Here is an 11,745-nt window from a genome sequence, read left to right as displayed (position 1 = left end):
TTGCACCGATTGCGATGGAAGAAGGCTTGCGCTTTGCGATTCGCGAGGGCGGCCGTACCGTCGGCGCGGGCGTGGTTTCCAGCGTGATTGCATAAGGACAGGACGACATGGCAAACCAAAAAATCCGTATCCGTTTGAAAGCATACGACTACAGCCTGATTGACAAATCCGCACAGGAAATCGTGGAAACCGCCAAGCGCACCGGCGCGGTGGTCAAAGGTCCGATTCCCCTGCCGACCAAAATCGAGCGTTTCGACATTCTGCGTTCGCCGCACGTGAACAAAACTTCACGTGAGCAGTTGGAAATCCGCACCCACTTGCGCCTGATGGACATTGTGGACTGGACGGACAAAACCACCGATGCGCTGATGAAGCTGGATTTACCCGCCGGCGTGGATGTGGAAATCAAAGTTCAGTAATATAAGTAAGCCCCGAATGACTTTTTCATTTTCATTCGGGGTATTTTTAATATTGCCTCAAACATGAAGAATTACCTACACTACAGTCAACAATATTTTGATATAATGCACCAAAACCGTCCTACAATTGAATACAGATATGCAACCAAATAAATTACTCGTACTTATTTTAAGCCTATTTCCCATCAGCCTATACGCACAACAACAGCCTGCACAGCTAGATATCAGCGTTGAAAATCATCATTATTTTTGGAAGAGTCAAGATGGATTAAAAGGCAAACAACATGTCATGCCAATCAATCTGACATACCAAAAAGGAACTTTCAACGTAGGGCTGCGCCGTGCTTATATCCTTTCTAAAAATCAGTCCCCCGAACAATACGGACGAGTAGCACATTGGAGTGATACTTCATTAAGTTTAGCCTATACAGCTTTTCAGGATAAAAATTATCCACTTCGTTTCAACTTGTCTGCCAATATCCCCAATGGCAAAGCCACGCTTTCTGGCGATGAGAAAAACGCCATTATGGACGGACATTTGGTCTGGCAGACCAGATTGGGTGAAGGTTTAAACATTACCCCCGGTATCAATATCGCCCATTCTTTTAGCGATAAAGACACTATGGGTTTTGGTATCAGCCGGATATTTCGTGGTGAATTTGACCCCAATGGTGATGTGGAAAATGACAAAATTAATCCGGGAGATGATACCATTATTGCCTTGCAATATTCACGCACCGGCAAACGTGGGCAAATTCAAGCGGGTTTATCGCACCAGCATTCAGGCATTACCAAACGCAACAAACAATCATACTATCAAAAAGGAAATTTATGGACAAGTGATATTAGCGGGCAATTTGCCTTAACACCTTATCAAAGTATTTATGGAGGTTATTCGTATGCCTACCGTAAAAAGGACAAATACATCAACAACCAGACAGGAGGTTTGGAACAAGAAGCATTTAACAGCAACGGCAGCTCACACGCGCTGAATTTGGGCTATTCATTGAATTTCAAGCAACGGCACAATATTGGTGCTGCGGCGGATTATCTGAAAATCAAAAGCAATGGCTATGACCCAATTAATGCGCTGTATATCCCTGCCCGTACCAAAACTGGTATCGGTATCAATTATCAATACCAAATCACACCCAAAAGCCAAATTGCCGTATCTGCCAAACGGTTTTGGATGAAAGATGGTTCAACGCCTTATCTGGATAAACAGAATTATCGTGGGTGGAATTTGTTTAGCAGTATTAAGTACCAATTTTAATATTAGGAATCTATCATGCATAAGAAAATTCTTTTTTCTGTCATGGCAATTATTTTTACCAATAATGTTCATGCAGGTGTTATGGATTGGATTAAAGATTTTGGGGACTTCCTTATCCCGACTGCACACGCCCCTGATGAAAAGCATCTTGGAGCTTACAGACATGGTCTAACCGATGGTGAATTTCACTCTGTAACTTCTGGATATAATGAAGAGACCCAAAAGAAATTTAAATTAATTAGCAATGACTTAATTTATGCCAAATTATCAAATGCTATTTATTCTAGTGAAAATAAAGTTGATGACTGGGAATTGCTTGAAGAAAAACATGGTACAGATGGTTTTCATGCAGGAGTTTATAAGAATGTAAAAACAGGTAAGCTTGTAATTTCTTATGAAGGTACAGACCCAGCAGACTGGGAAGATGTGAAAACGGACATGACACTTATTTTTCTAAAAACAAAACAACATGACCAAGCTGTTAAATATTTTCAAGAAATGAAAGAAAAATATAAGAAAAAAGATATTATTGTAACTGGTCATTCATTAGGCGGCAGTTTGGCACAAATAGCTGCTTTAGCCAATGGTGTAGAAGCAATAACTTTCAATTCAGCTTCGATTAACTATTCTATTTTTTTAGATGATTTACTTAATCGGTCTATTATTATTGGAAATAAAGCCTACTATAAGTCATATAACCACAATGTAAGAAATTATCTTATGACTGATGATATTGTGAATCCGGGATCGAAAATATGGGGATTGACTGGCAAGAATATTGGTCAGGATATTTTTATTGATGCTAGAAGGTCTGATGCTCCACTAGAACACTCAATAAAAGTAATCATAGATGAAATGAGTAAAATATCTGCATTTGAAAAATGGTATTCATCAAATAAACAGAATTTTTTATCTCAACAAAATTTAAATACCTTATCTAATAGAACACAAAATAATACTTCACATTTTGGTACAACAACTATTCCACAATACAATGCGCATAATAGAAAAACTGTGCAAGAAAATCCCTATCTTGCAAAAGGCAGTGCCATTATTGAAGCTCCTGCCGATATTGTATTAAATTGGGGCAGTCGTCCTGCTGATTTGGATTCACATTTAACCGGTCCGATTAATGCACAATCTCCGGAACGGTTTCATGTTAATTACCAAAATAAAGGTAGCTTAAACAGCAATCCCAATGTATTGTTATATCGCGATGACACTTCACACGGTGTAGGCAGTGCCAATCGTCCCGAGCAAACGCGTATCAATGTTACCCAACCTGGTGTGTACAATTTTTATGTGCATGATTTCAGTAATCAGAGCAGTCAAAGCAGTCGCGCATTATCCAATTCGGGTGCAGTAGTCAGCGTACATACAGCAGGCAACCGCAATTTACCTGAAGGCGATAATTTGGGACGGAAAGTAACCCAGTTTTCTGTTCCCAAAGATAAAGTTGGTACAGTTTGGCATACTTTTGAGCTGGATACACGGCGTAATACCATCAAGCCTGTGAATAAATTCCATAACGATACAAAAGTTATCAAATAAATTGAGCAGGCAATAAACAATCGGATTTCCTAATCAATTGGGAAATCCGATTTTCTTTTTTCAAAAAGTTCACTAAAAAATACCGTTTGAACAAACGTCCAAACGGTATTTTTCGATTTTGCGGCTGCCTGAAAACCCGTTTCAGACAGCCTTGCCATTTAATTAACCTTTACGGTCGGCAACCACTTTTTCAGCAACGTGTGCCGGTGCTTCGGCGTATTTGGCAAACTCCATCGAGTAAGTCGCACGGCCTTGAGTGGCAGAACGCAAATCGGTAGAGTAACCGAACATTTCCGCCAACGGCACTTCCGCGCGGACTTTTTTGCCGCCGATGCCGTCATCGTCCATGCCCAGCACGATGCCGCGACGACGGTTCAAGTCGCCCATCACATCGCCCATATACTCTTCGGGGGTTTCCACTTCCACCGCCATAATCGGCTCAAGCAGCACGGGGCTGGCTTTTTTCATGCCTTCTTTAAACGCCATGGAAGCCGCCAGCTCAAACGCGATTTGCGAAGAGTCCACATCGTGGTAAGAACCGAAAATCAGGCGCACGCGCACGTCCACCACAGGATAGCCCGCCACGATGCCGTTGGGCAGGGTGTCGCGGATACCCTTGTCGCAAGACGGGATAAATTCGCGCGGAATCACGCCGCCTTTGATTTCATCGATAAACTCGTAGCCTTCGCCGCCGGGTTCCATCGGTTCCATTTTGATGACGACATGGCCGTATTGACCTTTACCGCCCGACTGTTTGACGTGTTTGGCTTCGGATTCCACTTCCTTGCGGATGGTTTCGCGGTAGGCGACTTGCGGCGCACCCACATTCGCTTCCACGCCGAATTCGCGTTTCATACGGTCAACAATGATTTCCAAGTGCAATTCGCCCATGCCGGAAATAATGGTTTGACCGGATTCTTCATCGGTACGCACGCGGAAAGACGGGTCTTCTTTCGCCAAGCGGTTGAGCGCGATGCCCATTTTCTCTTGGTCGTTTTTGGTTTTCGGCTCAACGGCAACGTGGATAACGGGTTCGGGGAACTCCATGCGCTCCAACACAATCGGCGAATCTTCGGCACACAGGGTTTCGCCGGTGGTAACGTCTTTCAAACCGATGGCGGCGGCGATGTCGCCCGCACGGACTTCTTCAATCTCGGTGCGGTCGGCGGCGGTCATCTGCACCAAACGACCGATGCGCTCGCGTGTGCCTTTTACGGAGTTAATCACGCTGTCGCCCGATTTCACCACGCCGGAATAAACGCGGATAAAGGTCAATTGACCGACGTATTTGTCGTTCAACATCTTGAACGCCAAAGCGGAGAATTTTTCATCGTCGTCCGCTTTGCGGCTGGCTTTTTCGCCGTCGGGGGTTTCGCCTTGTACGGGCGGAATATCGGTCGGTGCGGGCAAAAATTGCACCACCGCGTCCAACATGCGTTGTACGCCTTTGTTTTTGAATGCGGAGCCGCAGAGCATGGGCTGGATTTCGCCGTCCAAAGTGCGTTGGCGCAAGGCGGCGATGATTTCGTCTTCAGACAGCTCTTCGCCGCCCAAATATTTGTCCATCAGCTCTTCATTGGCTTCGGCGGCGGCTTCAATCATGTTTTGACGCCATTCTTCGGCAGTCGCCACCAAATCGGCGGGAATGTCACCGTATTCAAAGGTTACGCCTTTGTCGGCTTCGTTCCAGATGATGGCTTTCATTTTCAGCAAATCCACCACGCCTTCAAAGCCTTCTTCCGCACCTACGGGAATCACCACAGGCACGGGATTGGCGCGCAGACGGGTTTTCATCTGCTCAACCACGCGGAAGAAATTCGCGCCTTGACGGTCCATTTTGTTGACAAACGCCAAACGCGGCACTTTGTATTTGTTCGCCTGACGCCAAACGGTTTCAGACTGGGGCTGTACGCCGCCGACCGCGCAGTACACCATTACCGCGCCGTCCAAAACACGCATGGAACGCTCCACCTCTACGGTAAAGTCCACGTGTCCGGGGGTGTCGATGATGTTGAAGCGGTGTTCGGGGAATTGTCCCGCCATACCTTTCCAGTAGGACGTTACCGCAGCAGAAGTAATGGTGATGCCGCGCTCTTGTTCCTGTTCCATGTAGTCGGTGGTAGCAGCACCGTCATGCACCTCGCCCAGTTTGTGGGTCAGGCCGGTATAGAACAAAATGCGTTCGGTGGTGGTGGTTTTACCTGCGTCAATATGGGCGGAAATACCGATATTGCGGTACAGGTTAATCGGGGTTTTGCGGGCCATAATGCTTGCCTTTCAGAATTAGAAGCGGAAATGCGAGAAGGCTTTGTTGGCTTCTGCCATGCGGTGGACTTCTTCGCGTTTTTTCAACGCGCCGCCGCGACCTTCGGAAGCGTCAATCAGCTCGCCCGCCAAGCGCAAATCCATGGATTTTTCGCCGCGTTTGCGGGCGGCATCGCGCACCCAGCGCATCGCCAGTGCCAAACGGCGTGAAGCGCGTACCTCAACAGGAACTTGGTAGTTGGCACCGCCGACACGGCGGCTTTTCACTTCCACAACGGGTTTGGCATTGGCAATGGCTTCGTTGAATACTTCAATCGCTTCTTTGCCCTGTACTTTTTTGGCAATGTGTTCCAATGCGCCGTACACGATGCGTTCGGCAACGGATTTTTTGCCGTCAATCATCAATACGTTCATGAACTTGCTCAGTTCCACGCTGCCGAATTTCGGGTCGGGCAGCACGTCGCGCTTGGGGACTTCTCTACGTCTTGGCATGTTTTTAATTCCTTAATGTCTTCAGTTGGGGGGCAATCCCGTGAATGCCCAATCAGGCATTCGCTTACTCCGACCGCTTTCAGGCAGCCGGCGATGCCGTGTCAATGGATTATTTTTTCGGGCGTTTGGCACCGTATTTGGAACGGGCTTGTTTGCGGTCTTTCACGCCTGCGGTGTCCAAAGAACCGCGAACGGTGTGGTAACGCACGCCCGGCAAGTCTTTTACACGACCGCCGCGAATCAGCACCACGCTGTGCTCTTGCAGGTTATGACCTTCGCCGCCGATATAGGAAATGACTTCAAAGCCGTTGGTCAAACGCACTTTGCAGACTTTCCGCAACGCGGAGTTCGGTTTTTTCGGGGTGGTGGTGTACACGCGGGTGCAGACGCCACGTTTTTGCGGGCAGGCTTCCAGCGCGGGTACTTTATTGACGTACACGGGTTTTTGACGACCTTTGCGTACGAGTTGGTTAATCGTTGGCATATTTTATTTTGTCCTGTTGGGGTGATAAAACGTTTGCCGACACCATGCCGACAAGCTTTCTATTATATTTGTTTTTTTGATTGCCCGTCAATCTTTCAACGGTTTGCGGGCGGTTTTTCGGGCTGCCTGAACATAACACGGAATTACACAAAAAAACGTTTTTCAGACAGCCCGTAACATTTGCCGTGCTATGATGTTGAAATGAACAATTATCGTACCAATCCGGTCAAGGAACGTATCAAGATGAGTTTTACGGATAGGCAAGTATGGATAGAAACGGCTGTGTTGCATCTTGAAAACTTATTAAAATACAACACTTTAATAGAGATAAATACTCCATACCAGCTAACGGATTTAGACCATCATTGGCATATTTCGTATAACGTTTTATCAAAATACAGTACGCAACCCGTTTTTATATTGACGGATATTTTAAGCAAAAACCGTAAAGAAATTGCCGAATACAGATTAGTTTTAGACAAAGATAAACGATTTATTGACGAATTTTTCATTACCTATTAGGGCGTATGACATGAACGACACGCTCACGGAATTAACGCTCGCCCTGCAAGCCTATGCGGACGGCACATTGTCGGGACAGGATTTGTTGGCGCGGTGGGCAAATGCGCCGCCATCTTATCTGCCCGTTTATTATCATCTTTTTCACTTGGTCGATGATGAAGACATCAGGGCGCGTGATGCGGCATACCGCAGCCGCCAAACGGCGCAGTTGCACGAGTTGATTGATGCGCTGCACCGTCAGGCAGCTCCCGAAACGCTTAAAACCATCTGTTTTTTGTAAACCAACGGAGTAACCATGAAAAAATTTTTGTTTTTAACCGCGCTGGCAACGGCACTGGGCGGCTGCTACATCGTCCAGCCCCAAGCCGGCGAAAACATCGTTATCCAGCAACCCCAACATTAAAAAGGATTGAAATCATGACCGCTTTTTTCCGCCAACCCGCCCTGTTGCTGCTGTGTGCCGCACTTTCGGGCTGTTATGTCGTTCCCGCTGCGCCCGGCTCGCGCGTGGTGAGCGTGCCGCCCGCGCAGTATGCGCCGTCCGCCCAAGCCGCCGTGTTGCAGGCGAAACTGTATCCGTCCAATCCCGCCGCCCAGCGTTACGGCGCGGTACACGCGCAAGTGCGCATCGGTCAGGGCGGACACGGCGCGTTTACCGCTCAAATCGGCGGCGAAACCTTTAACGGCGATGCCACGCGGGACGGCCGTTCCCAGCAAGGCCGCGCCAACGGTGCCGCCGCAAGCGGACGTTACATCACTTGCGACTACCGCATGAATTCCGCCCAAGTCGGACAGGGCAACTGCCGTTTGTCGGACGGTGCGGCGTTTTCCATGCACATTGCCCCATAATCCGCCCCATCGGGCGCGCCGTCTTTCCCGCAACGCCCGAAAGAAAACGGCGGAATCCGCATCAGATTCCGCCGTTTATTACCGAAACGGTCAATTGCGCCGTGCCTTAAAGCCCAGCAAATGCTGCGTGGTCGCCAACCATGCGCCCACCACCCCCAAAGCGCACACGCCCGCAAACACCGCCGCGATTTCCCACATTTCAAACGTGCGCCATTGCAGATTGATGCCGTAGGGTTTGAAAATCTGATTCACCAAAGGGCGCACCGCTTGCAGCACCCACGCGCACAGCAGCAGACTCACCACCACCGACAGCACGCCCTGCCACACCGCCTGATACAGAAACGGACGGCGCACAAACGAAGAAGGCGCGCCCAACAGCTTGGTGATTTCGATTTCCTCTTTGTGGCTCAAAATTTGCAAACGGATGGTGTTGTGCGCCACCAAAACAAACGCCACGCTCAAGGTTACCGCCAAAAACCAAAGCACTTTCTTCACCAAATCATTGACCCGGTAAAGCGTTTGCATCCATTCTTGGTCCATTTGCGCCTGCTCCACCATCGGGTATTGTGCCAAATTGCCCTGCAGCTTCAGCACGGCTTGCGGATTGGCATTGGCAGGCGTTACCACAAACACGTCGGGCAAGGGGTTTTCGTCCAACATGGACACGGCATCTTGCGTGCCCATCGCTTCTTTGAGTTCGTCCAAGCCCTGTTCTTTGCCGACAAATTTAAACTCTTTGACCTGTTTGTCGTCTGCCAGCAGTTTGCGTACCGCTTCGATGTCGCTTTGTTGGGCGTTTTGCTCGAAATACAGGGTGATTTGCGGCACTTCGCTGAGTTTGTCCAGCACGCTCTGGCTGCTTTGCACGCCCAAATACAGGGTGAGCGGCAGTGCCATCGCAATCGCCAGCATCGCCAAAATCAGCAGGGTGGCAACGGGCTGTTTGAAAAAATATCCGGCGGCGCGGCGCGCGCTTTCGGCGTGAAGGGAGAGATATTGAATCATGCGGAAAACCTGCCTTCTTGAAAACGCAAAATACGGTGGCCGTAGTTTTGCATCAGGGTTTCATCGTGGGCGGCGACAATGACGGTGGTGCCGACTTCGTGGAAGGTTTTGAACAATTCCATGATGTCCAAAGCATAGGCGCGGTCGAGATTGGCGGAAGGTTCGTCCGCAATCAGCAGGCTGGGCTGGTGTACCACCGCGCGCGCCACGCACAGGCGCTGCTGTTCGCCGCCGGAAAGGCTTTGCGGCTCGGCGTTTTCGCGTCCGCCCAAGCCGACTTTTTCAATCGCCATGCGGGCGCGGCGTTCGGCGTTTTTGCGGTCGTAGCCGATGATGCGCAAGGGCAGCAGCACGTTTTCCAGCACATTGCGGTCGAACAGGATTTTGTGGTCTTGGAACACGATGCCGATGTGCTGGCGCAAATAGCCCAGCTCGTTGTCGGACAATGCGCCCAAGTCGTTTTGATTGACGAACACCTTGCCGCGCGTGGGCTTGGTGATGCCGGCAACCAGCTTGAGAATGGTGGATTTGCCCGCACCCGAATGACCCGCCACAAAAATCATCTCGCCTTTTTCAATGGTGAAGCTGACATTTTTCAAGGCCTGAAATCCGCCCGGATAGATTTTGGAAACCGATTCGAAACGTATCATAATTTTGCATCTGCCGGAAACTTAATGGGGCGATTATACGCGATTTTGCCGGTGCGAAAGCAAAATGCCGCCGCAAAATCCGCTTTTGCCCCGCCTTGTGTTACACGGAAAAAACACCATGCTATAATTCCCGCCCGATTTCCAACCTTTACGCCAACCGATGCCCAAGCATTTGAACCCAAACAATCTCAACGCTTTTATCGCCGAAAAAGTCGAAAGCAATGCGCCTTTCGGGCTGCTGTTGGGGCTGAGCCAGTGGCTGCGCCACGGCAAAGCCAAACACGCTGCCGAACGGGTGCGCCTGCTGCGCCGCACTTTGGCGGCAGATGTCGAACTGTGCGGCAAAACCGCCGTTTTGTTGAGCCGTTGGCTGTGCCATTTGCGCCTGTATCCCCTGTTTATCAGCGTGGGGATTTTTTCGCGCGAAGGCTTCGCCCGCGAAATGCTGGGACGCTGGTATGAAAAATTCAATCCCGCATACAAAGATTTGTCGGATTTGCGCGACATTTTCGCGCAGATATTCCGCGAAGAGCGCGATACCGAATGGCTTGAAGCCGTACCGGTGGGCGAATGGCTGCGCCTGCTGAACCTGCTGCGCTACCACACCCCCGAACAAAACCGCCAAACCGCCCGCACCTATATGCGTCAGGAAGGGCTGTATGCGGTGGAGATGTTGTCGATTTGGGTGGCTGCGGAAGAGCTCGAACCCGATTTAATCCGGCTCGACCCCAAGCTGCTCGACCGCGATTCGCCGTTTGTCGCGCTCAAACGCGAGGTGGCGCGTTGGGTGGAAGCGCGTTTTGCCGACACGCCTTTTGACGATGCCCATTTGTATGTGATGCTCGACCAGTGCCGTCATCAGGTGGAAACGCTGCGCAAAAAAGGCACGGGCGCGGGCGCGGGTTCGTCATTGGGCGTGGCGCACCTGCTGGAACGGCTCGACCAGACTTTGCGGCGCATGACCATGCTGATGGACGTGTTTTCGCCGGTGGACACCGCGCCGCGCCGCATGTTGCTGCTGACAGGCACGCTGGCGCGCGCCGCCGCCGAGCAGCACAGCCTGTCGTGGCTGTGGAAGCGCAGTGTGAAAATGCTCGCCCGCAGCATCACGCAAAACTCCAGCGACCACGGCGAACACTACATCACCCGCAACAAAAACGAATACCGCAGTATGTTTTATTCGGCGGCGGGCGGGGGCATTCTGATTGCGCTGATGTCGCTGTTCAAAATCCATTTGGGCATGGTGATTCACAACCAATTTTGGCTGGGCGTGGCGGAAGGCTTGAACTACGGCATCGGTTTTGCGCTGATTTACATGCTCGGGCTGACCGTCGCCACCAAGCAGCCCGCCATGACCGCATCGCGTTTTGCCGCCGCAGTCGAACGCAACGACAAAGGTCATGCGGTGGACATGAAGCTGGCACAGCTTTTGGTGGACGTGATGCGCTCGCAAACCGTTGCCGTGTTCGGCAATGTGTTTGTCGCCATCACGCTGGCAGCCACCATTGCCGCCGTGTACCTGTTCAACACCCGCGAGCCCCTGCTCGATACCGACCAAGCCGCCTACCAAATCAACGCCATCGACCCAACGGGCGGCACGCTGTGGTTTGCCGCCATTGCCGGCGTGTGGCTGTTTTGCTCGGGGATTATCTCCGGCTTTTTCGACAACCGTTGCGACTACCTCAATTTGCGAATGCGCCTGCGCCACCACCCCCTGCTCAAGCTGGTGTTGCCCGCCAAAACCCGCGCCCGCTTCGCCGACTACGTCCACAACCACTACGGCTCGATTATGGGCAATTTGTGTTTCGGCATGCTGCTGGGCATGACGGGCTTTGTCGGTCATGCCACAGGCCTGCCGCTCGACATCCGCCACGTTGCGTTTTCGTCTGCCAATTTGGGCTATGCATCCATCAGCGATGCTTCGGGTATCGGGCTGTTTTTCAAAAACTTGGTGTTTGTGCTGCTGATTGGCGGCGTGAACTTGTGGGTCAGCTTCGCCATCACCCTGTGGGTGGCACTGCGTTCGCGGGAAACGCGCATCGACAGTTGGTGGCGCATCGGACAGTGCGTGTGGCAAATTGCCAAAGAACGTCCTTGGAGCCTGTTTTTCCCCCTGCAACTGCCCAACGATGCCCCACCTGCGGCAAAAGACAACAAAGACGGCAAGGAAAACAAAGACAACCAGAAAGACGCTTCGGCATAAGGCGCATCACCGCACCTTACGGGCGTTCGGGT

At 50.6% G+C, this 11,745-nt stretch carries 13 protein-coding genes; 8 read left to right on the top strand and 5 right to left on the bottom strand.

The window, feature by feature from the left end; all coding sequences use genetic code 11:
- The 4 genes from G392_RS13310 to G392_RS13305 form a co-directional block, all read left to right on the top strand.
- The coding region (locus G392_RS13310) for an EF-Tu C-terminal domain-related protein (protein ID WP_079758199.1) at window positions 1-95 on the top strand (95 nt) is incomplete at its 5' end.
- A gap of 12 nt (window positions 96-107) precedes the next feature.
- Window positions 108-419, top strand: coding sequence for a 30S ribosomal protein S10 (gene rpsJ / locus G392_RS0107860; RefSeq protein WP_027009808.1), 312 nt, complete (start codon window positions 108-110; stop codon window positions 417-419).
- A gap of 139 nt (window positions 420-558) precedes the next feature.
- Entirely contained in the window at window positions 559-1,692 is a 1,134-nt protein-coding gene (locus tag G392_RS13645) for a hypothetical protein (protein WP_156900850.1), read from the top strand.
- 15 nt (window positions 1,693-1,707) lie between these two features.
- A complete protein-coding gene (locus G392_RS13305) occupies window positions 1,708-3,243 on the top strand; it encodes a YqiA/YcfP family alpha/beta fold hydrolase (RefSeq protein WP_084165952.1) in 1,536 nt (511 codons plus the stop codon).
- Between the two features lie 162 nt (window positions 3,244-3,405).
- Here the strand turns inward: G392_RS13305 and fusA are convergent, their stop codons facing one another.
- The 3 genes from fusA to rpsL all read right to left on the bottom strand — a co-directional run bounded on the left by fusA (window position 3,406) and on the right by rpsL (window position 6,484).
- Window positions 3,406-5,508 carry an elongation factor G gene (gene fusA / locus G392_RS0107830; RefSeq protein ID WP_027009806.1) on the bottom strand — a complete coding sequence of 701 codons (2,103 nt, stop codon included), beginning with the start codon at window positions 5,506-5,508 and terminating at the stop codon, window positions 3,406-3,408.
- Window positions 5,509-5,526: 18 nt separating this feature from the next.
- Window positions 5,527-6,000, bottom strand: coding sequence for a 30S ribosomal protein S7 (gene rpsG / locus G392_RS0107825; RefSeq protein ID WP_027009805.1), 474 nt, complete (start codon window positions 5,998-6,000; stop codon window positions 5,527-5,529).
- A gap of 109 nt (window positions 6,001-6,109) precedes the next feature.
- On the bottom strand, window positions 6,110-6,484 hold the full coding sequence (gene rpsL / locus G392_RS0107820) for a 30S ribosomal protein S12 (RefSeq protein WP_003792002.1): 375 nt from the start codon (window positions 6,482-6,484) through the stop codon (window positions 6,110-6,112).
- 243 nt (window positions 6,485-6,727) lie between these two features.
- Here rpsL and G392_RS0107815 point away from each other — a divergent pair, with 243 nt between their 5' ends.
- The 3 genes from G392_RS0107815 (at window position 6,728) to G392_RS0107800 (ending at window position 7,855) form a co-directional block, all read left to right on the top strand.
- Window positions 6,728-7,006, top strand: coding sequence for a hypothetical protein (locus G392_RS0107815; RefSeq protein WP_156900849.1), 279 nt, complete (start codon window positions 6,728-6,730; stop codon window positions 7,004-7,006).
- Window positions 7,007-7,016: 10 nt separating this feature from the next.
- Window positions 7,017-7,286 carry a hypothetical protein gene (locus tag G392_RS0107810; RefSeq protein WP_027009803.1) on the top strand — a complete coding sequence of 90 codons (270 nt, stop codon included), beginning with the start codon at window positions 7,017-7,019 and terminating at the stop codon, window positions 7,284-7,286.
- Between the two features lie 137 nt (window positions 7,287-7,423).
- Entirely contained in the window at window positions 7,424-7,855 is a 432-nt protein-coding gene (locus G392_RS0107800; protein WP_051255641.1) for a hypothetical protein, read from the top strand.
- 90 nt (window positions 7,856-7,945) lie between these two features.
- Here G392_RS0107800 and ftsX read toward each other — a convergent pair whose 3' ends face one another.
- Both ftsX and ftsE read right to left on the bottom strand, forming a co-directional pair.
- Window positions 7,946-8,860: a permease-like cell division protein FtsX gene (ftsX, locus tag G392_RS0107795; protein WP_027009801.1), complete on the bottom strand. Its 915-nt coding sequence runs from the start codon at window positions 8,858-8,860 to the stop codon at window positions 7,946-7,948.
- A complete protein-coding gene (gene ftsE / locus G392_RS0107790) occupies window positions 8,857-9,510 on the bottom strand; it encodes a cell division ATP-binding protein FtsE (RefSeq protein WP_027009800.1) in 654 nt (217 codons plus the stop codon). The genes ftsX and ftsE overlap by 4 nt, the downstream gene beginning before the upstream one ends.
- 160 nt (window positions 9,511-9,670) lie before the next feature.
- Between ftsE and G392_RS12475 the strand changes: the two genes are divergently transcribed.
- Window positions 9,671-11,713: a site-specific recombinase gene (locus tag G392_RS12475; RefSeq protein WP_051255640.1), complete on the top strand. Its 2,043-nt coding sequence runs from the start codon at window positions 9,671-9,673 to the stop codon at window positions 11,711-11,713.
- Window positions 11,714-11,745: the final 32 nt, after the last annotated feature.

The organism is Conchiformibius kuhniae DSM 17694 (genome assembly GCF_000428785.1).
Lineage (GTDB): Bacteria > Pseudomonadota > Gammaproteobacteria > Burkholderiales > Neisseriaceae > Conchiformibius > Conchiformibius kuhniae.
Note: the sequence above shows the minus strand (reverse complement) of the source record. Positions and strands in the feature narration are given on the sequence as shown.

What these genes read in the sequence shown, in the direction of transcription:
- rpsJ (WP_027009808.1), top strand. Translation starts at nt 108, where the DNA reads ATGGCAAACCAAAAAATCCGTATCCGTTTGAAAGCATACGACTACAGC.
- G392_RS13645 (WP_156900850.1), top strand. Translation starts at nt 559, where the DNA reads ATGCAACCAAATAAATTACTCGTACTTATTTTAAGCCTATTTCCCATC.
- G392_RS13305 (WP_084165952.1), top strand. Translation starts at nt 1,708, where the DNA reads ATGCATAAGAAAATTCTTTTTTCTGTCATGGCAATTATTTTTACCAAT.
- fusA (WP_027009806.1), bottom strand. Translation starts at nt 5,508, where the DNA reads ATGGCCCGCAAAACCCCGATTAACCTGTACCGCAATATCGGTATTTCC.
- rpsG (WP_027009805.1), bottom strand. Translation starts at nt 6,000, where the DNA reads ATGCCAAGACGTAGAGAAGTCCCCAAGCGCGACGTGCTGCCCGACCCG.
- rpsL (WP_003792002.1), bottom strand. Translation starts at nt 6,484, where the DNA reads ATGCCAACGATTAACCAACTCGTACGCAAAGGTCGTCAAAAACCCGTG.
- G392_RS0107815 (WP_156900849.1), top strand. Translation starts at nt 6,728, where the DNA reads ATGAGTTTTACGGATAGGCAAGTATGGATAGAAACGGCTGTGTTGCAT.
- G392_RS0107810 (WP_027009803.1), top strand. Translation starts at nt 7,017, where the DNA reads ATGAACGACACGCTCACGGAATTAACGCTCGCCCTGCAAGCCTATGCG.
- G392_RS0107800 (WP_051255641.1), top strand. Translation starts at nt 7,424, where the DNA reads ATGACCGCTTTTTTCCGCCAACCCGCCCTGTTGCTGCTGTGTGCCGCA.
- ftsX (WP_027009801.1), bottom strand. Translation starts at nt 8,860, where the DNA reads ATGATTCAATATCTCTCCCTTCACGCCGAAAGCGCGCGCCGCGCCGCC.
- ftsE (WP_027009800.1), bottom strand. Translation starts at nt 9,510, where the DNA reads ATGATACGTTTCGAATCGGTTTCCAAAATCTATCCGGGCGGATTTCAG.
- G392_RS12475 (WP_051255640.1), top strand. Translation starts at nt 9,671, where the DNA reads ATGCCCAAGCATTTGAACCCAAACAATCTCAACGCTTTTATCGCCGAA.